At 64.2% G+C, this 16725-nt stretch carries 25 protein-coding genes; 2 read left to right on the top strand and 23 right to left on the bottom strand.

The window, feature by feature from the left end; all coding sequences use genetic code 11:
• Positions 1-521 precede the first annotated feature (521 nt).
• Complete coding sequence (locus QX048_RS07155; RefSeq protein ID WP_316200437.1) at positions 522-1256, top strand: phosphatidylserine/phosphatidylglycerophosphate/cardiolipin synthase family protein; 735 nt, start codon at positions 522-524, stop codon at positions 1254-1256.
• Here QX048_RS07155 and QX048_RS07150 read toward each other — a convergent pair.
• The 5 genes from QX048_RS07150 to QX048_RS07130 form a co-directional block, all read right to left on the bottom strand.
• Positions 1253-2065 carry a DNA adenine methylase gene (locus QX048_RS07150; protein WP_316200436.1) on the bottom strand — a complete coding sequence of 271 codons (813 nt, stop codon included), beginning with the start codon at positions 2063-2065 and terminating at the stop codon, positions 1253-1255. The genes QX048_RS07155 and QX048_RS07150 overlap by 4 nt on opposite strands.
• A gap of 164 nt (positions 2066-2229) precedes the next feature.
• Positions 2230-3000: a phage minor head protein gene (locus QX048_RS07145; protein ID WP_316200435.1), complete on the bottom strand. Its 771-nt coding sequence runs from the start codon at positions 2998-3000 to the stop codon at positions 2230-2232.
• Positions 2993-4603 (bottom strand): DUF935 domain-containing protein, encoded by a 1611-nt coding sequence (locus QX048_RS07140; RefSeq protein WP_316200434.1) that lies wholly within the window; start codon positions 4601-4603, stop codon positions 2993-2995. The genes QX048_RS07145 and QX048_RS07140 overlap by 8 nt, the downstream gene beginning before the upstream one ends.
• Complete coding sequence (locus tag QX048_RS07135; protein WP_316200433.1) at positions 4603-6252, bottom strand: terminase large subunit domain-containing protein; 1650 nt, start codon at positions 6250-6252, stop codon at positions 4603-4605. The genes QX048_RS07140 and QX048_RS07135 overlap by 1 nt, the downstream gene beginning before the upstream one ends.
• Before the next feature lie 2 nt (positions 6253-6254).
• Positions 6255-6620 (bottom strand): hypothetical protein, encoded by a 366-nt coding sequence (locus QX048_RS07130; RefSeq protein WP_316200432.1) that lies wholly within the window; start codon positions 6618-6620, stop codon positions 6255-6257.
• A gap of 118 nt (positions 6621-6738) precedes the next feature.
• Between QX048_RS07130 and QX048_RS07125 the strand changes: the two genes are divergently transcribed.
• A complete protein-coding gene (locus QX048_RS07125; protein WP_316200431.1) occupies positions 6739-7419 on the top strand; it encodes a hypothetical protein in 681 nt (226 codons plus the stop codon).
• Positions 7420-7713: 294 nt separating this feature from the next.
• Here the strand turns inward: QX048_RS07125 and QX048_RS07120 are convergent, their stop codons facing one another.
• From QX048_RS07120 to QX048_RS07035, 18 genes are all read right to left on the bottom strand, one after another.
• Positions 7714-8334 (bottom strand): DUF3486 family protein, encoded by a 621-nt coding sequence (locus QX048_RS07120; protein WP_316200430.1) that lies wholly within the window; start codon positions 8332-8334, stop codon positions 7714-7716.
• Positions 8335-8340: 6 nt separating this feature from the next.
• Positions 8341-8637, bottom strand: coding sequence for a hypothetical protein (locus tag QX048_RS07115; RefSeq protein WP_316200429.1), 297 nt, complete (start codon positions 8635-8637; stop codon positions 8341-8343).
• Positions 8637-9017 carry a DUF2730 family protein gene (locus tag QX048_RS07110; RefSeq protein ID WP_316200428.1) on the bottom strand — a complete coding sequence of 127 codons (381 nt, stop codon included), beginning with the start codon at positions 9015-9017 and terminating at the stop codon, positions 8637-8639. Before QX048_RS07110 ends, QX048_RS07115 begins: the two co-directional genes overlap by 1 nt.
• A 139-nt stretch (positions 9018-9156) precedes the next feature.
• Positions 9157-9732, bottom strand: a complete 576-nt coding sequence (locus QX048_RS07105) for a hypothetical protein (protein WP_316200427.1) — start codon at positions 9730-9732, stop codon at positions 9157-9159.
• Positions 9729-10610 carry a glycoside hydrolase family 108 protein gene (locus QX048_RS07100; protein WP_316200426.1) on the bottom strand — a complete coding sequence of 294 codons (882 nt, stop codon included), beginning with the start codon at positions 10608-10610 and terminating at the stop codon, positions 9729-9731. Before QX048_RS07100 ends, QX048_RS07105 begins: the two co-directional genes overlap by 4 nt.
• The gene (locus tag QX048_RS07095; protein ID WP_316200425.1) at positions 10607-10747 is read right to left on the bottom strand and encodes a hypothetical protein; all 141 of its coding nucleotides are present in this window, start codon (positions 10745-10747) and stop codon (positions 10607-10609) included. The genes QX048_RS07100 and QX048_RS07095 overlap by 4 nt, the downstream gene beginning before the upstream one ends.
• 127 nt (positions 10748-10874) lie before the next feature.
• A complete protein-coding gene (locus QX048_RS07090) occupies positions 10875-11294 on the bottom strand; it encodes a helix-turn-helix domain-containing protein (protein ID WP_316200424.1) in 420 nt (139 codons plus the stop codon).
• Positions 11291-11563 carry a hypothetical protein gene (locus tag QX048_RS07085; RefSeq protein WP_316200423.1) on the bottom strand — a complete coding sequence of 91 codons (273 nt, stop codon included), beginning with the start codon at positions 11561-11563 and terminating at the stop codon, positions 11291-11293. The genes QX048_RS07090 and QX048_RS07085 overlap by 4 nt, the downstream gene beginning before the upstream one ends.
• Positions 11564-11566: 3 nt before the next feature.
• Positions 11567-12175, bottom strand: coding sequence for a GcrA family cell cycle regulator (locus QX048_RS07080; RefSeq protein WP_316200422.1), 609 nt, complete (start codon positions 12173-12175; stop codon positions 11567-11569).
• Between the two features lie 5 nt (positions 12176-12180).
• Positions 12181-12888, bottom strand: coding sequence for a regulatory protein GemA (locus QX048_RS07075; RefSeq protein ID WP_316200421.1), 708 nt, complete (start codon positions 12886-12888; stop codon positions 12181-12183).
• Complete coding sequence (locus QX048_RS07070) at positions 12888-13370, bottom strand: hypothetical protein (RefSeq protein ID WP_316200420.1); 483 nt, start codon at positions 13368-13370, stop codon at positions 12888-12890. The genes QX048_RS07075 and QX048_RS07070 overlap by 1 nt, the downstream gene beginning before the upstream one ends.
• Complete coding sequence (locus tag QX048_RS07065; RefSeq protein ID WP_316200419.1) at positions 13367-13744, bottom strand: hypothetical protein; 378 nt, start codon at positions 13742-13744, stop codon at positions 13367-13369. The genes QX048_RS07070 and QX048_RS07065 overlap by 4 nt, the downstream gene beginning before the upstream one ends.
• Positions 13741-14310 (bottom strand): host-nuclease inhibitor Gam family protein, encoded by a 570-nt coding sequence (locus tag QX048_RS07060; protein WP_316200418.1) that lies wholly within the window; start codon positions 14308-14310, stop codon positions 13741-13743. Before QX048_RS07060 ends, QX048_RS07065 begins: the two co-directional genes overlap by 4 nt.
• Positions 14311-14313: 3 nt before the next feature.
• Positions 14314-14631, bottom strand: coding sequence for a hypothetical protein (locus tag QX048_RS07055; protein ID WP_316200417.1), 318 nt, complete (start codon positions 14629-14631; stop codon positions 14314-14316).
• Positions 14628-14903 carry a hypothetical protein gene (locus QX048_RS07050; RefSeq protein WP_316200416.1) on the bottom strand — a complete coding sequence of 92 codons (276 nt, stop codon included), beginning with the start codon at positions 14901-14903 and terminating at the stop codon, positions 14628-14630. Before QX048_RS07050 ends, QX048_RS07055 begins: the two co-directional genes overlap by 4 nt.
• Positions 14900-15298: a transcriptional regulator gene (locus QX048_RS07045; RefSeq protein ID WP_316191287.1), complete on the bottom strand. Its 399-nt coding sequence runs from the start codon at positions 15296-15298 to the stop codon at positions 14900-14902. The genes QX048_RS07050 and QX048_RS07045 overlap by 4 nt, the downstream gene beginning before the upstream one ends.
• On the bottom strand, positions 15295-15921 hold the full coding sequence (locus QX048_RS07040; protein ID WP_316191288.1) for a hypothetical protein: 627 nt from the start codon (positions 15919-15921) through the stop codon (positions 15295-15297). Before QX048_RS07040 ends, QX048_RS07045 begins: the two co-directional genes overlap by 4 nt.
• Before the next feature lie 2 nt (positions 15922-15923).
• The gene (locus tag QX048_RS07035; RefSeq protein ID WP_316191289.1) at positions 15924-16709 is read right to left on the bottom strand and encodes an ATP-binding protein; all 786 of its coding nucleotides are present in this window, start codon (positions 16707-16709) and stop codon (positions 15924-15926) included.
• Between the last annotated feature and the right edge of the window lie 16 nt (positions 16710-16725).

Below are 16725 nucleotides of genomic sequence, written 5' to 3'. Positions count from 1 at the left end.
CAACCGGCATTCCCTGCACGACGGCTCTACGCCTTATACGCATTCTCCCCGGGGACCGGGCTGTCTTGCCCCCGTGACCGGCGGATCATCGTCACCACCGGCGTGGCCTCAGCGTCGTGTGACGCGCAGTTTCATATGGCACTCCCCGGGATCAGCCGGGAAAGTCCGGGACGCCGCGGGAAGTGCTTGATTTACATGGGCTTGCCCGTAGCTCGGCGGACCTGGTGATCGGCGGCGGCGCGCAAGTTCAAATGACACCCAGCCGGCGGGCTGCGCCGGGAAACCCTTGAAAACAGGCGGCTCGCTCCTGAACTCGGACTCGTTTCCGGGCTGCCGAGCCATCTGAGTCCGAGTTCGGCACTTCAGGGCTAAGCTATTGATACCGCGCCATTTCGGACCCGAGCGTGCCGGGTTGCCCGTGGAGAACTCGGACTCGGAACTCGGACTCGGTCGTGACAATTCCTGCGGGAAAACCTGGGAAAAGCGCGCCCGGTCAAGCAGCAAGGGCTATACTGGGTGGCATGACCCTTGATCCAGAGTCCCTATATCTGCAATTGGGGCAACTAGCCGAAACGATGCCGGACCTCTCGCGTGCAGGTGACTGGAGCACACCTGACGGTCAACGTTGGCTCGGTCGCCTTGGGGCCATCGCCGACAGCCATGGCAAAGCTGGCGACAGAGTCGTCCTTGCCGTTTCCACTCAGTTTCTCGGCGGCGTTAGCCACGACCAAAACGCTCAGACTATCAAGGCGGTGTTGTATCGCCTGCTCGCAACCGCTGAACTCGCGGCGCCCGCTGCTGTCCAGGGAAGGTTTATTGCGGCGGGAGATGCTCTTGGTGCCCTTGGTGCCGTTTCGAAAGTGTTCGGGACCGCCAAGCAGGACTTGTTGCTTATAGATGCATATGCAGACCATGTTGTGATCACCGATTTTGTCATCTCGGCGCCCGAACGTGTGCAGATCCGCATTCTTGGCGCAAATAGAGAGTCCAGAAAGGCCGCGCTGAAACCGGCGGTCGACAGATGGGCACAACAATTTGGAACGACACGCCCCCTGTCTGTCCGCGTTGCGCCCGCCGCCGCGCTGCACGATCGATTGATCTTGATCGACGGTGTCGACGTCTGGAGCATCGGCCAGTCCTTCAACGGCGTCGCCAAGAGCAGCCATACTTCGCTGATGAAGGCTGATCCGGACTTAGCGGAACAAAAGATCATCGCGTACGGCCTGATCTGGGACAACGCCACGCCATTGGCTTAGCCCCGCTTATTGCTTGTGATGATCAATTCCCGCGCTGGCTGGTTGCCGCCGCGCGAGACCGAATAGGTCAGCTGCACGGACCTTAACTTGAATCCACGGAAGGTCTGACGCACCTCCGGAACGTCGTTCAAAGACAGGATGAAGCGGCCTTTCAGCCGGCTCAAAACGACCGCCATCTGATCGTACTCGGGCCGCGAAAACAGCTCGGAACCGTAGTCCTTCTCCGAGCCGAAGTACGGCGGGTCGAGATAGAACAGCGTGCCTGGCCGATCGTAGCGGGCGATGAACTCGGCCCATGGCAGGCACTCGATCGTGACGCCGGCCAAGCGCTCGTGCAACTCGTCCAGCGCACTCGCGAGCTTCGCGACGTTGAACCTCGCGCCGAGCGGGCTGACGCCGAAATTCCGACCCGCCACCTTGCCGCCGAATGCGGTCCGCTGCAGGTACAGGAAGCGCGCCGCGCGCTCTAGGTCTGTGAGCGTCGACGGATGCGATGCCTTGAGCCGCTCGAACTCCTGCCGTCCCGTGATCTGCCATTTCAGCATGTCCATGAATGGCACGTAGTGCCGCTGCAGGATGCGAAAGAACGTCGCCACGTCGCCCGATCGGTCGTTGATGATCTCACCCTTGGACGCGCGCCGCCGCCGCAGAAAGACGCCGCCCATGCCGACGAACGCCTCTGCATAAGTCTCATGCGGAATCCGCTCGATGCTCGCAATGATGGTGCTCGCGAGCTGCTTCTTGCCGCCGATATAGCCTGCTGCCGGTGAGACCGGTTGGACCTGCCTGTAGACAACCTTCGAACTCATCTCCTCAAACACTCCCCGCCCGCCTAAGGTCGCCGCGCTGCGCAGCAGCGGCGGGTCGGCGGGTCGAGATCACTCGTCGTGCGGGTCAGTCTGCCAGGATCGGCCCGCGGTTACAGCGTTCACGCGCTGCGACCCCCGCCACTATCGCGGCGGTGGCGAACTCTTCACTCGTTGAGAGCTTCGTCGATCGACGCCGGCATCTCGCCAGGCCGATAGGCAAAGCCAGGGTCGATACCTTCCGGCACCTCGATCGTCTTCAGCGTGCCGTCCGACAGCTCCACCGTGCGCTCGATCAGCAGCGACGGCGGCGCATCCTTCGAGACGCGATAGCCGTAGCGCCGCAGATCGTCGTCGGAGAGGCTTTCGACCCAGCAGTGACAGCCCCATCCGTTCGGCGGATAATGCGTCTGCCACCATGGGTGCTCGACGGGCAAAATCGTGCCGTCCCAGGACTGATGAATCGGCCTCGGAAAGCGCTGGCCTTCGAGATGGCGATACATCAGGTACGGCCGCGTTCGCTTGACGCGCTGAATCTGATCCCAGCGGCCCGCGGCATAGGCCGTGCTCACGTTGGTGTCGAAGATAACGCGGCTGCGCCACCGGCGCGTGCCGTTGTAGCTCCAGCCGTGGCGCTCGACGATGGCGTCGAAGTCCTTGCGGAACGTCTCCAGCGTCTCGCCCTGCTCGATTGCCTTGACCACAGCCTCGTGGAAGTCGGCAACCAAGCTGTCCGTCATCGCTCCGGCGACCGTGAAGCTGCGCGAATGCTCCTGCTGCCATAGATCAGTCCATGTCGAGGTCGGAATGTCGAGCTTTCTCTTGAGGAAGTTGATCGCCTCGATCGGCGCGACAGAAAACGGCAGGATCTCGGCCTGCGGAGCTACACCGATGCAGCCGCAGCCTCGAAAAACAGGCGTGCCGTGCGACTTAAGCATCCGGAATGTTCGCCCGTCCCGTGAGGTTGGCCATCACGCGCGCCATTCGCATCAATCCGGCGAGATTTCGCTCGGCCAAGCCGGGCTTGAGCTTCCGCAGCTCATCACGCACCTGCTGCAGCGACGTCGCGTGCTCGACGACGGCACGAACTTCCTCGATCAGCCCATCGGTGCCAGGCCCGCAGAGCTGCTCGGCCTGGTCGGCGAGCGCGAGAATCGGATCGGCGACGCTGCGCATGCGCAGCGCCGCGTTCAACGCCGGAACGTCAGTCGTTCCGTCGCCAAATGAGCCCGCTGGTGCCGGCGTAGCCGGTACCATAAGTACCTCGGCGCCAGCCTTTGGCACGGGGATGCCGAGCAGATCGTTGAAGAAGGTCCGCTCGACCTTGAGCCCCATCGGAATCAGCTTGACGGCGCTCTCGACCGTTAGCTGTACGTCCTTGTCTTCCGGGCGGCCGATGCGCAGACGCGGATAGAGCTTCTGCCTGCCGAATTGCAGGTCGATCCACGGACGCACGAGGTCGCGGTTGAGCACGGCCGACATCGCCTTGGCGTCGGAGCGCTCGATGTCCTCCTGCACCTGCCGGTGCTCCTGACCGACCGCGTGACCGCCCGCGATGGCGTCCGTCGTGGCGGTCTGTCCCAGCACCGCCTTCGACATCTGTCGATCGAGCCAATCGCAACGCTTCTCGTACAGGTCGGCGCCCTGGCCGACGTTCTTCGATTCGATGAACTCGATCAGCATCGACTCGGGGACGATCGCGGCGCAGTCGCCAGCGATGTTTGCAACGGCGTTGAACAGTGTGTCCTTGTCGCTCTCCGTTGTGCCGGCCGGATATTTGCCGACGCGCACCGGCTGACCGAATGTCTGGGTGAAGATAGACCAATCTCGCTGTGTGAACGCCTTGAACATCCATGCCCAGGCGATCAGGCGCGCCACGCCCGCCCGCACAGGAAGGCCGGACTTAGCCCTAATAGCCGTCACGACAAATTTGAACGGCGCCAGCGGCGACTCGCCGGCCGGAGTCGATGGATAGTTGATTGCCCCGACGCCGTCGGCGTCATAGCCGCCGATCAGAAGCGGCGTCGTGCCGTCATTGCGATCGAAGCGAAACCAGCGGGGGTCGCGCCACGGCAGTCCTTTTACATTCCAGTCGCCCTCGGACGTATCCCAAACAATCTCGGCGAAGCTGATGCCCTTGCCGATGGCGTCCAGCATGTCGAACAGCTCTTCCTGCAAAGTGTCGCGCTTTAGGCCGGTCTCGATCCAGTCAGCATGCGCTTTCGCCCCGGCCGAGTCGTCTGCGGCGTCGACCTGGATGTCGAGCTGTGACACCGAGCGTTTCCGCGTGCCGAGTACGCCAGCATAATGGAGGTCGCGCTCCTCGATCAGCTCGGCGAGTTCGAAGAAGCGCAGCGGATCGCCGGCATCCGCAGAGCGCAAGATATTCGCGAGCCGGATCGGGTTGAGTCCATCGGACGGATAGCCCGAGATGGGCGAGCGTACGCCGCCGACGCGCGGACCGGCAACGTCCCGCGTCAGCAGCTCGCGCTGGATCGGACGTCCGTACTGATCGATGATCTGTGAAACGACGGTCGCCATCAAAGTCCTCCACGAATGCGGGCGCCGAGCGGCTCACGCCACCATTTGGCCTGGTCACGATCGTCGTCATCGTCGGACCTGGCGCCGCGCGCGGCATCGTCCACGGTCGCTGTGTTCGGTGAGCGATAGCCGAACTCGATGAGCTGCGAGCGGGTCTGCGCATAGGCGAGCACGAGCGCGATTGCGACGTCGCCATGCCGCTTCTTGCCGTCCGCGCCCTTGGTCCGAACGTCAGGCACTCGCGGAATGCCCTTGATGGTCTGCACGGCGGCGAGATCGTCCGCGCCGTCAGCGTCCTTCGGCAGCAGGATCGTCCCGTCCTCGAACGCGGCCTTCAGCGGCGGGAAGTTCTCCAGGTACCATTCGGCACTCATCTTGACCTGCTCGATGCGCATCGGCCCGTAGCGCTGCGCCGCGACCTCGGCGAGGTACGCGCCATTGCCGGAGGCATCCATCTTGCCGCCGATGAATCGCGGCAGCCGATCGCACATAAAAAACAGCACCTGGCGCTGCTGCTCAAACGGTATGTTGGACATCTCGACCCAGAAGGGCACCGTGCGCTTCAGCGTCTTGCCAATCTCGATCGGGGCCAGAACGGAAAGATCGACATTGCGCGCAAAGTCCTGGCCGAAGCCGTGCTGCCGATCGGCGTCGAGCTGCTTCAACAGTGGTTCAAGCTGCTCTTTGCACCACGCCAGGATATCGGCCTCACGATACTCCTTCGGCTGAAACGTGAACTCCGGCGTGCGCGAGAGCCGCAGCACGGGACCGTCGACGATCATCCGCGCTTCGATCAACGCACGCGGCAGATAGACGCCGCCGCCTTGGCTCGGGATACAGAACAACTCTTCGTCGGCGTCGTCGCCATAGGAAGCGATGATCTCGGCGCGCCACGTCGCTTCGGCCTCCGGCGACCATTCCCTTCCAGTCACCAGGCAGATGCGCTGATACAACCCATCCTGGAGTGCATCGTCGAACGTGTATCGCTCGACATGGTACGGTTTCCGCCCCGAGCGAGCCTCCTCGATCAGCCGGTTGAAGGCGTTGGCCACCCCGAGGTGGGTCGAGATCACGAGCACCCGTCCGCCCCACATCAGCAGCGCGAGCGCAGCCTTCATCATGGCGTCGAGATCGTCGTGGAATGCGGCTTCATCGAGGATAACGAAGCCCTGCATGCCGCGCAGCGATCGGGGCCGCGACGGCAGCGCGATGATCTCGAACCCGGAGGCGAAACGGATGCGGAACGCCTGGATGCTGCTGTCGGGGTCGCCCTCGTCGAAGACGAACTCCTGCACCTCCGTTGCAGCTTCGCTGAAGCTCTTGGCCCACATGGCGCAGATGTCGATGAACTCCCGCGCCATCTCCTTGTTGTAGCCGATATAAAACACGTCCATGCCGCCAGCGGACTTCACCGCGGCCGCGGTCAGCGCGGCGTCCGACGCGATGCCCCAGGTCGCTCCGATACGGCGGGACTTCTCGCAGATCGTCACCGCATGGTGGGACGTCGAGGCGAGCAGCTTCTTCTGATAGGCGAGCAGCACGCCATCGATGCCACCGGCGTGACGCGCGAGCTGCGCGCCGACCGCAAGGCCAGCACGCCGCGTCGCGGCCCATTCGGCATCAGAGATCTGACGTGCGGGATCGGTCACCGTTAGCTTTCATCCTCCTCATCATCCTCGGCGAAGGCGTCGACCTCCTCATGATCCACCGGCTCCGAGGTGCCGTGATCGCGATATGGCAGCGCGGGCGTGTAGGCCCGTTCGGCGTAGTTCATCACAGTCTCTTGATCGGTGATCGTGTAGGAAAAGATCGAGCTGCCGCCGTAGAAGTGGCTCGACCAGGTGGTCTCGTCCTTGCCCGGGCCAAGCCTCGGAACGTCGATACGAAGCATCTTCGAACCGAATCGCTCCTCCTCGCGCGCTTTCCCGACGTGACGTCGGTGACCGAATATTTCGACGATGGCCCATTCCCAGCCTTCGTCAGTGTCTTGGGTCGGGTTCGACCGCACATCGCTCATGAATACCTCCAATTGAGTTCTAGCAAACGCTGAACAGGAACGACTCGACACCATCGGCGCGATCGGCCATCCTTCGAGCATGGGGAAGTTTGACCAAGGTCTGGGTGCGATTGGATTGATGGTTCTCGCCGTCGTGCTGACGGCGTTGGTGACTATTGGTGCGCCCGTCGCTGTGTCCCAGACGACTTTGGAGCTGAAGGACTGGCTGGGCTTCGCCGGCAACATCCTTGCTGCCATTGGTACATTGGCTGCCGCATGGATCGCCTGGAGAGCCGTGCAACGTCAGATCCGTGTCCAGCAGGACGCGGTTATCATTGGCATGGCAAGCCGGGAAGAAGACCGATTGGAAGCCGAGGCGCAGGCCATAGAGGGGTGCCTTGGTCTGCTTGAGGCAGTAATCGACATAACGGAAAAAGAGACGGACCCGTTTGTTCGTACTAGAATGCTTGCACAGTTCGGTCTCTCGAAGAGCAAGATCGAGGTTCGTTCTGCTATTGCAATCAAGGTGGGTGGACCAGTTCCTCCATTCATCATGTACAAGATGGCTAACGGCCTTACCGAATACTTTCGTAACACAGAAGCCTGGTCCCACATTTGGGCGCAAAGGCTGATTTGGCCCGAAGGGTCTAATCAGCAAGAGTCTGAGTACCTCGCAAGAGGTCACATGCAGGACTCCTACAATCGACTTCGGGCGGTGCTCGATGATCTGCTCACCCGACAAGCGAACATAGCAGGACGTCTGTTGCCCGCGTATCGGGAGCGCATTGAATCTGGCTTCGGTGCGGATCGTGGGAAATGAGCCCGAGTCTCGGCACCCGTCGAGTGGTCGAGCCGATCCACATTTGCAACGGCCTGCACCGATCTTCAACATGGTCTCAGGTCTTGGACTGGAGGATGGATCAGCGGGCAACAGCATGACCTTGTCTCGACAGTTGGTCCTAAAGGGTTGGTTGCTTCCGGGCGCCGGGCTGAGTCACGGCATTTCTCCTTGCTGACAGGGAAGATTTTCTCCACGACGAAAGCGACCGACGACATAGCGCCGATCACGGCGAAAAAGACCCAGGCTGCGAGGATAAAGGCTCCGCGTGCTCTCTCACCCATTGGCCTTGCCCTCGATCCCAAGAATGCGCGCCTTGATCGCCTGCACGGTCTCGGCCGAAAGGCCGGACGCCTTGGCGACAGCATCGACAGCCTTGGTCGCCTTCATCTGCAGCTCGGCTTCGATCTTGCGGCGGCCATCGGCCGAGATCCGCTTGGCCTCCTCGGCGTGTTTCAGCGCGCGCGAGGTCAGCATCAGCATTTCCGCTGTGTCGCCGTCGGCTGACAACTCGCCGGCATTTCCGAGCATCTCCGCGATCAGCGTCTTGAGGGTCTCGGCGACCATCAGCGTCAACGAGTTGTCGCCGGCCTCATCGAGCTTCGGCGCGATCACCGCGGCGATCTCGCGCGTTTCCTCGAGCCGGCGTCCGAGCATCGCGATCTTCATGGCGGTGCGGTTGAACGCCGAGCGCGAGATATCCGGCGGCTCGGCGCTCGCATCCTCGGCGAGTGAAGCCGCCTTCAAACGGGCGTTGAAGCCGTCGAGGATTTCGAGCTGCGAGAGCTTGCGCTCCCTCAGCTGCTCGAATGCCCATACCTTCGCCTCATCGGCCCATTCCGGAAGCCGGTCGATCTCCGACAGCCGGCCGCGCCGCGCCTTGGGGTGCCTCGCCATGCCGCATCACCGCTCCGGCGGGCTTGGACGTTTCACGCCCTCGATCACGAGCCGCCGCTCGACATGCTCCACGCCTTTCGGCAGCAGGGTCGCGACCACGACGCTACCGACCTGGGTCTTGCTGATCGCGCCGACGTTTTCCAGGTAGTTCAGCTCCTCGCGGATCCAGTCGCGTGACTTGGCGATGCCGAATGCTTCCAGCACCGGCTGCAGCAGGCTGTCGCTATGAGAATAGTTCGTCTGCTGGTGAAGCTCGCGCAGAATGATCAGCCGCGCCTCTTCACGAATGATGTCCCGCCCCATCAGCTCATCACCTTCTCGACCATGACTTCCTGAATCCGATCGGCCATCGCCGCAATCGGCCTGACCTTCGCGTTCAGCTCGCGCATTTCCGCCTGCATCGAGCCGAGCGCCATTTCGAGGCGGTGCGTCACGTCCTTGTCAGGCAGATGCGCCATGTCGGCTTCCAGGCGCGTCAGCCGGTCCTTGACCTGGTCGGATTCGGCCTTGGTCGCGGCGATGCGGATAGTCGTCGCGTCGTATTCATCCTTGTGCGCCTTGCGCAGGGCCTGCATCTCGTCGTCGATCTTCTTGGACCGGCCGTTCAGCACCGCGTAGACGAGCGATGTGATCGACATCGCGATGGCGACCCAGGGCGCCAGCTCGTTGAGGCTCACGTTCACGACCTATTTCCCCTTCAGGCGCTCGCGTTGCCGGCGCTGGCATTCGCGGGTCGCGTCGATGTTGCCATTGGCCTCGCCGAGCGCGACCGCATATTCGCCGATGCTGCGCCAGGGATCGCTGGCCTCGCCGACGACGGGGTCATCGACGTTGCTCGCGAGCCGCTCGCAGTCGCGCGACAGCGCCGCGCCCTGGAGGGTCGGCGCGGCCGGCGGCGGGCGGTCGACGCTGGAGCTTGTGCACCCACTCGACCACGCCAGCGCGAGGACGACATAGAGCAGCTTTCGGGTCATCGCCGAACTTGGCTTGGTACTCACTGAGCTTGCCTCTCGCATCGGACGCGGCGGCATCCGCATCCTGTTTCAGCGCGGCGGCATCCTTGGCCGCGCGCTCCTGCTGACCAAGCTGAAACTGTGTCCAGGCAAGGTCGTTCTTGGCGCGCCGCAGCTCGGCGCGGTTGTCTGCATTCTTGGCGCCGACCAGGTAGAGCAGCGCAGCGAAGGTGAGGATCGCGACGATCGAGGCCGCCTTCTCGAACGCAGCCAGCGGCGGATAGATGCGGTCGACGAACGGAAAGTGCGCCACCGCGAAGCTCGCTACCGCCACGGCCGCGAGCATCACCAGCACCGGCGTCGAGGTGATCAGCTGCCAGAACAGCTCGGCCGTGAAGCCGTTGATCATATCGACCAGGGAGAGCAGCCATTGCGCCGGGTTCATGCGGGCTGGCCTTCCGGGACGGCTGCGATGATGTCGCCGTCGATCGCCCGGCGGGCCTTCTTCGCCTTCATGCTCGACCACAGCGAATAGAGCGTGGCGCCGACGCCCGCGACGACGCAGAGCACGGTGATCGCGGTGTAGAGGTGCATGACCCAGTCGGCGCTCTGCGCGATCGGCTCAATCTGCTCCTTGACGCTGTTCAACGTCGCTCCGATCGTGCCGGCGCCGATGCCGCCCTTGATGGCGTCGCCGGAATCCACCGCCGGCTGTGCGACGTCGCTCGCATAGGCCTTGGCGTCGCCCTTGTCCTCGTGCGCCGCGACCGGAGCAGGCCCCACTGATCCCGTGGCCCACGCCTGGCCGATGGCCTTCACGTTTCCGACGCGCTTCGCCCAGCCCTTGCCGAACGCGTCCCAGGTCTTCAGGCTCTGCAGCATCCCGAGCCGGCGCGCGCAGATGTCGGCGATCAGCGCATCATGGTCGGGATGGTTCTGCAGCGCAGCGAGCGTCGTCTCGCCGAGATGTCCGTCCCCTTCGAAACCGAGCGCGCGCTGCAGCCATTTGATCGACTGATACGGCCCGGAATTGACCGCACCGTCGAACACGACCAGGTCGATGCCGGCCGGCAACTCGTCGGCGCGCACCGCATTCCAGTACTGGGCGCGAAAAATCTCGTCGCGCTCGCGCTTCCACTCGGCCGTGCTGCGCATCTCTGGCTTGAGCGGGCGCCGCGGCTTGCCTTGCCGGTCGCGGTAGCCGTCGTAGACGCGCTGAATGATGCCTTCGAGCGTCACGCCGCCGGGATCGCGCGGATGGTTGGACCAGCCGCCCTCGTAGGCGAGGATCTTCGGCATGCATTTGGCGAAATCGGTTTTCATCGGGAGGTGATCCCGATGGCACGAGGCGCGGCGCCGTGGTTGAGCCGCGGGCCGACGACCCACACGATCAGCAGCACGGCGAGCGCGTAGACCGCGAGCGCGCGCACGGTAACGACGAGCTTGGCTAGAGGATGCAACGGGAGGCTCCTGACGCGTGGTCAGGCACAATCCCGCAATTGCTCGAAATTCCCGACCCTGACAGGTGTCAGGGCTCAGCTACTAACGAAGGGGAGCTACTCGAATGTGGCACAGCGGGCGCAAAAGTCAAAACAGACTGCCCTGGTTGCCGTTGCCGCCACGATGCCGGGACCGGTGTCGATGGACCGTGCGCTGCGTCAGGCCCAGCGTCCGAGCGATCTCGGCCGAGGATTTCCCTTCGTCCTCCAGCTCGTGAACGCGCTTGGTGATCGAGCGGATGAACTGGCGATAGGTGCCGCCGACATGGAGCGGGATCTCGATGCGCTGGCCGCGGCCGTCGACCTGGAAGTGCTCGCAGATCTTGCGCGCTAGCTCCAGTCCAACGCATTCGACAAGCCAATAGTGTTCGCAGCTATCTCCTATCAGCTTGTCCGTCGAAGGGAAGTAGACCCGGCGCCCGCCGTGCTGGGCGGCGATCTTCAACGCCGCGGCTTCACCAGCGACGTCGGCGATCTCCTGCAGCGCGGCTGGCAGCGATTGCCTCATCGGCGCGTCCCGGAGGGCCGCTTCGGGCGCTTCGGCGCCATGCTCGGCCCGAGCACGGTCACCACGACGTTCTTGACGACGACGTATTTGAGGCCGTCGGCGATGATGACCATCTCTTTGGCGTGCAGCCTGGCCGCAGCCAGGTCGCACCGGTTCAAGGAGCCTTCAAGGCTCTTGCGCAGGGCCTCGACGTCGAGGCCGCCGACCCGCTCGACGAAGCGGAGCAGCGCATGGTCGCAGACTCGCAGGCGGCGGCGCGATACGGCCATGAATCACCCGACGAAGGAGAGGACGCGGGCACTCCTGTTCGGCGAGTCCCATTGCGGACGCCGCTCGGTGACCGTCGCTCGCCTCATGTGGTCCGGGCAATATGGGCGGCCGTCATCGCGTTTCGGAGTGCCGCAAAAGAAGAAGCCGGGCTCGCCTGGATTGCCGACCGGCCATTTGCAGCACTCGTCACTTAACTCAGCCAATGTCTTGCGCTGCTCGGCCGGGATCGCCTGGTCGCTGGTCGGAGCGAACCCAGCGGATTGGAGGCTCTCGACGAGCCCGATTGATGGCCGTGCAGATGGCCGTGACGCGGGCTTGGGCATTGGGTCGGTCTTGAGGACCGGGCGCACCGGTGCCGCCGGCTGGCCTGTTATAGTCCGCTCCAGCGAACGCGCGGGACGGCCGCGGTCGGCAGCACCGAGGACGGCACGGTGGACCTTGCCGATCACGGCATTGCGCGTCACGCCGCCGATCAGGCCCGCGATCTGTGCGGCGGTCTTCCCGGCGTTCCATAGATCCCGAACCACCTTGACGCGGTGATCGGTCCATCCAATCTCGCGGCGCGCCCGCGCGAGGGAGGCTTCGGAGACTGGGGGGGCTACGACTGACATCGGCGCTACTCCTCGCTCGCGTCTTTGATATCGGTGGGCGGGATCTTGGCGAGCGCGGCACGCAGCTTGTTGCCTAGAGACTTCGCGACCTGGTCGTAGTCCTCGCTGCGCAGCGATTCCCAGCGATTGCAGCGAGCGACGCGGGTAGCGTAGGCTTCAAGGTCGAGCATCGGATCGACGGCCCCGCCGATCGGCTTGACGGCGCCAATCTCGATCAGCTTGCGCCACTGTGCGTCGAGCACGGCGCGCTTGGATGCGATGACGTCGTCGCCATCGAGCGGCCACTCGATGCCGCCAGCGCGCGTGAGCCAGGACTTCAGACCCTCGATCGCTGCGCTGCCGGCACCGGCGACATGCAGGAAGCGCACGTGCGACACGCCGGTCTGACGCTGCAGATAGGCGAGCATCGCTCGATCGGTACGGTCGCGGACGATGCCGAGATTGAAGCCGGCAATCCACAGCGCGCGGAGCTTGCCGCCGATCGCGCCGTCGAGTCCAGAGACAGCCCCGGCTGGGCCGGGATCGCCGCTCGCGGTCCTGAGATATTCGATGACGCGGCCAGCCTCGCGCACAGTCAGCTCCTTAGCGCTGCGCTTGCCGGCCTCGCGCGCGAGCACCTCGCGATAGGTATCGTCGTCGAGTGCCGCCTTGGTCTTGAGCGTGTGGATGGTCGCGATCATGGAGGTGGTCGCCGGTTCGGTTGAGAGCCTCATCAGTCCTGTCCTTTCCGTCGTCGTTGTAGGAATCCATTGGTGTCGCGTGAGCCGCGCGGCACGATCGCCAGCTCGAGATCCAGCGATCCGAGCGCAGCTTCGATGACGTCGAGCACTGGCATGTGCTTGCGCCAGCCGGCGATGGTGTCGGCCGAGATTCCGGCCCGCCGGGAGACGCGTTGCATTGTCGCCTGCTGCTCGCGCATCTCGGCGAAGAGTCCGCGCACGATCGGATGAGCATGCGCGGGGACCTCGATATCGCCGCGCGGGCGGCGTCGGCTGATGCCGTCCAGGTTGCGCGCCCGGAACGCCGGGTCGGCATTCTGAGCCAGCATCTGCGCGCGCTTTTGCGCCTTCCGGTCCTCGGACCAGGCCGCGCGGTTTCGCTTGGCCTGGAACGACGCGTCGTTGTTCTGAGACGTCATCAGCGCCGCCTGCTTGGCGCGGCGCTCCGGAGTCCAGGCCGCCGAGGTGCCGCTCATGTCGCGACGATGCCTCCGGCGCCGTCGAGGAAGAGCGTCACCGCGTCCGCGAGGACGGCGGCCGGATCGGCTTCGTCATGCGCGGTGCAGAACGCCAGCAACCTGGCGTTCAGCTCCGCCGGCAGCTCGTAGCTGCCGGGATTTGGAAGCAACACGATCGAGCTGCGCCGGCCGGTGACGTAGGAGATCCAGCCGCGTTCGCGCAGCTCCTGAACCAGCTTTGAAATGGCGCCGCGCGAGTTCACACCGAGGGTGGTGCAGAGCTGCTCGTAGCTCGGCGGAATGCCGTGCTGGGTCAAGTGCTCGGAAATGGCCTTGTAGCAGGCCTGCTGGCGAGGCGTGAGACCGAGACGGTGTGCTGCAGCGTGGTTCATTCGGCCGCCTCCGAAATCTCGGCGCCGAACGGCTCGATCTCGAACTGCTCGCCGCTGCTGCCGATCGTCACGCCATCGATTGTGCGCGCGAGGTCGGCGTTCTTGAGCATGTTCTCCTTGTCGACCGTCTGGGAGACGCGGATGAACGCCTTGTAGCTCAACGCCGCCACTGCATCGTCTCGGTTCAGCGCAGCCTGGGCTTTGGCATAGATGCGCTCGACGATCATCTCGACGTCGCCGCTCAAGGAGACCTTCGCCGGCTTGTGGCGCCACGACACCTTGCCGGTGCCGAGATCGGCAGTCTTGAGGCCGCTGTTGCCGAGCAGCACCTGGCGGTTGGCCTCGCAGTAGATCTGTAGGCCCTTGAACAGCTCGACCGCCTTCTTGCCGTGGGGCTCGGCGTCGAGCTCCGCCTGCTTCTTGATCTTTGCGAGGCTTTCGAGCATCGCCAGCTCGATCACCGAGACCTCGCGGATGGCGGCACCGTACGCGGCGATCATCTCCGCGGCTTCTTCCTTCGTCTGCGGCACGCGCACGTTCGCGGCTGCGGCTTTACGCTTCACCATGGTCTACTTCTCCTCTTGCTGCTGGGGGACGTCGTCGCCATAGCCGAGCGCTTCCAGCGAAGCGCCGACGATGGAAATCTTGGCGCTGACGTCGCGGAGGACGTCCTCGCACACTGCGCCGTCCAGATGGTCGGCGGTCTTGAACAGGTCGTAGGTCGTGTCAGTGATGGCCTTCAGCTGATTGAGCAGCAGAGCCATCGCGACGATCTCGACGGTCGATGCCGAGATCGCGGCGCGCGCACCGAGCTTGGCGATGCGGGTCGCCGCGGCGATCGGATCGGCCGCCGCGACCTGATCGGCGAAGGTTCGAACCTGTGTCACGCCGGCTCTCCCTCGCTGATCGCGCGTTGAACGATGCGCTCGATGCGGTGCATCGACAGCATGACGACGTTGCTGCCCGGCTCGATGGCCGCGGCCACCGCATCCATCGTTGCGCTGTTGAGGCCGATCTCCAGCAAGCCGACCTGCGCGATGGCCTTGCGGAAATCACGCCTGAACGTGAGTGCCTCCGCGACGGTGAAGTTGATGCGGCCATTGATCCAGGCGTCGTACTGGTCGTAGAGCCGAAGCAGCTCCTGGCTGATGTCGCTCATCGCTGGCCCTCCGGAATGCGCGAGTTGGGGCACTTCTCGACGCCGCCGAGGCCGCGGCAGTGGCGATACAGCCGCGCGCGCACCGACGACGCGCCGGTGTTGCCGATCTTCTGCTGATCGAGGCAGTAGTCGCGGTCCATCTCGCCGAAGACGGGACACATGACCTTCGCGCCGAGCAGCGCGCCGCGAACCTTCTCGGCGACGCCGTCGACGTCGCCGGGGTATTTGTTCGCGATCACGTAGCTGATGGTCGAGTTCGAGTAGCCGAGACGCGCGGCGACCTTCTGCCCACTCGTGCGATCGGCTTCCTCGGCCAGGGCCTGCACCCAGTTCGGGAGCGGCTCGCCCCAGGCCTGCTTGGCTTTGTCGAGATAGCTCTGCTTCTTTGGGATCACGGCTTGCCCTCCGTCGCTTCCGGTTTTTCGCCGAAGAACTTCTTGACGTTCGGATCCCAGACGACGCGGGCATCGAGCACCTTGCAGCTCGGCGGCAGCGGCCCCGTGTTCATCTCCGGTATCAACCGGTAGCGATGCGGCTGCCCGAAGCCGACACGGCGAAGGTAGCCGGCGCGTTCGAGCAGCAGCACAAACCGCCGCGTGGTGCCTGGCTTTGGCGTGACCTGGTCGGTCGTCGCAGCGAACACCAGCTCCCGCACGTCGAACTGCTTGAGCGTTCGGATGGCGGTCCAGACGCATTCCTGTTGGGTCGGCGGAACGAGGCTGCCGTCGTCGCGCACCCGCGGTGCCATCGCGGGCTGTTTCAGCAGCCTGTAAACGGGCGTCTCGAACCGGCCCTTCGCCGCCGGAGGTCGGGTGCCGGTCTGCTCGGCGATCCCTGCGGCGACAAGGCCCATGAGATACTTGCCGACGTTCTGAGTGCACGAGCAGGTCAGCTCGTCGATGTCGGCAACGGTGAACTCGCCGTTGCGCGTCTGCAGTTCATTCATGATCTGCCAGAAGCCATCGTTGCCCTTCGGCACTCGGACGTCGAGCTTCGCTTCGTGGTGGAACATCCCCATGGTCAGGCCACCGCCTTGACGGATGCGCGGCGCGGATAGGCCTCGACGTGACGCGGCGTCGGCGGCTCGCCGGTGAAGAACTCCTCCGAGCCCCAGAGCTTGAGATCGAGCGTCTTGAGGCCCTGGTTGCGGGCGACCACCGCGGCGTGGTCGAGATTGACCACGATGCGCCTGGCGCGTCCGCCCGAGCGCAGGCGGATCGTGTCGAGCAGATCGTCCTTGATGTCGACTTTCGGTGCGAACGCGCTCGCCAGCACGCGGGTGTCGTCCAGGTCGCACGGCTCGGCCGAGAACCAGTGCAGCACGCGGTTGTGCATGCGCTCGACCGCGAGCAGCTTGGTCGGCAGCTTCTCTTCGCCGATCAGGATGACGGGCGCACCGCTCTCTTCCTGTAGCTCGCGCAGGATCTCGATCATGCCCTTGTCGATCAGCTTGTCGGCCTCATCGACGATCAGCGGACGGCTGGCGTCGATGGCGAGCGCATTTCGCGCCATCTCGGCCAGCTCGGCGATCGGCGTGCGCTCCCGGGCGCGTTCGCCGAACTCGCGCAGCACGCGATGGAGCAGCGTCCGGCGGGTCCAGCTGTCGCCGACCTCGATGCGCGCAGCCTTCACGCGGTTCTGCGCGAAGATCGATGCATAGGTCTTGCCGAAGCCGGACGGGCCATGGCAGACGCCGAAGCCCGGCAGGTGTGGCGACCGCTCGATCAGCCGCGTCGTCATGGCCATGAATGCCGCGACGTTCTTCAGCGCGACCGGGCCTTGGATTTGTGTGGTTTGCTTGCTCATGAGAGGGTCCTGACCT

Source organism: Bradyrhizobium sp. SZCCHNS30572, assembly GCF_032484415.1.
In the GTDB taxonomy this organism is placed as follows: Bacteria; Pseudomonadota; Alphaproteobacteria; order Rhizobiales; family Xanthobacteraceae; genus Bradyrhizobium.
Note: the sequence above shows the minus strand (reverse complement) of the source record. Positions and strands in the feature narration are given on the sequence as shown.

Excerpts from the sequence above, each read along its gene's own strand:
- QX048_RS07155 (WP_316200437.1), top strand. The coding sequence starts at position 522 with ATGACCCTTGATCCAGAGTCCCTATATCTGCAATTGGGGCAACTAGCC.
- QX048_RS07150 (WP_316200436.1), bottom strand. The coding sequence starts at position 2,065 with ATGAGTTCGAAGGTTGTCTACAGGCAGGTCCAACCGGTCTCACCGGCA.
- QX048_RS07145 (WP_316200435.1), bottom strand. The coding sequence starts at position 3,000 with ATGCTTAAGTCGCACGGCACGCCTGTTTTTCGAGGCTGCGGCTGCATC.
- QX048_RS07140 (WP_316200434.1), bottom strand. The coding sequence starts at position 4,603 with ATGGCGACCGTCGTTTCACAGATCATCGATCAGTACGGACGTCCGATC.
- QX048_RS07130 (WP_316200432.1), bottom strand. The coding sequence starts at position 6,620 with ATGAGCGATGTGCGGTCGAACCCGACCCAAGACACTGACGAAGGCTGG.
- QX048_RS07125 (WP_316200431.1), top strand. The coding sequence starts at position 6,739 with ATGGTTCTCGCCGTCGTGCTGACGGCGTTGGTGACTATTGGTGCGCCC.
- QX048_RS07120 (WP_316200430.1), bottom strand. The coding sequence starts at position 8,334 with ATGGCGAGGCACCCCAAGGCGCGGCGCGGCCGGCTGTCGGAGATCGAC.
- QX048_RS07115 (WP_316200429.1), bottom strand. The coding sequence starts at position 8,637 with ATGGGGCGGGACATCATTCGTGAAGAGGCGCGGCTGATCATTCTGCGC.
- QX048_RS07105 (WP_316200427.1), bottom strand. The coding sequence starts at position 9,732 with ATGAACCCGGCGCAATGGCTGCTCTCCCTGGTCGATATGATCAACGGC.
- QX048_RS07100 (WP_316200426.1), bottom strand. The coding sequence starts at position 10,610 with ATGAAAACCGATTTCGCCAAATGCATGCCGAAGATCCTCGCCTACGAG.
- QX048_RS07090 (WP_316200424.1), bottom strand. The coding sequence starts at position 11,294 with ATGAGGCAATCGCTGCCAGCCGCGCTGCAGGAGATCGCCGACGTCGCT.
- QX048_RS07085 (WP_316200423.1), bottom strand. The coding sequence starts at position 11,563 with ATGGCCGTATCGCGCCGCCGCCTGCGAGTCTGCGACCATGCGCTGCTC.
- QX048_RS07080 (WP_316200422.1), bottom strand. The coding sequence starts at position 12,175 with ATGTCAGTCGTAGCCCCCCCAGTCTCCGAAGCCTCCCTCGCGCGGGCG.
- QX048_RS07075 (WP_316200421.1), bottom strand. The coding sequence starts at position 12,888 with ATGAGGCTCTCAACCGAACCGGCGACCACCTCCATGATCGCGACCATC.
- QX048_RS07070 (WP_316200420.1), bottom strand. The coding sequence starts at position 13,370 with ATGAGCGGCACCTCGGCGGCCTGGACTCCGGAGCGCCGCGCCAAGCAG.
- QX048_RS07065 (WP_316200419.1), bottom strand. The coding sequence starts at position 13,744 with ATGAACCACGCTGCAGCACACCGTCTCGGTCTCACGCCTCGCCAGCAG.
- QX048_RS07060 (WP_316200418.1), bottom strand. The coding sequence starts at position 14,310 with ATGGTGAAGCGTAAAGCCGCAGCCGCGAACGTGCGCGTGCCGCAGACG.
- QX048_RS07050 (WP_316200416.1), bottom strand. The coding sequence starts at position 14,903 with ATGAGCGACATCAGCCAGGAGCTGCTTCGGCTCTACGACCAGTACGAC.
- QX048_RS07040 (WP_316191288.1), bottom strand. The coding sequence starts at position 15,921 with ATGGGGATGTTCCACCACGAAGCGAAGCTCGACGTCCGAGTGCCGAAG.
- QX048_RS07035 (WP_316191289.1), bottom strand. The coding sequence starts at position 16,709 with ATGAGCAAGCAAACCACACAAATCCAAGGCCCGGTCGCGCTGAAGAAC.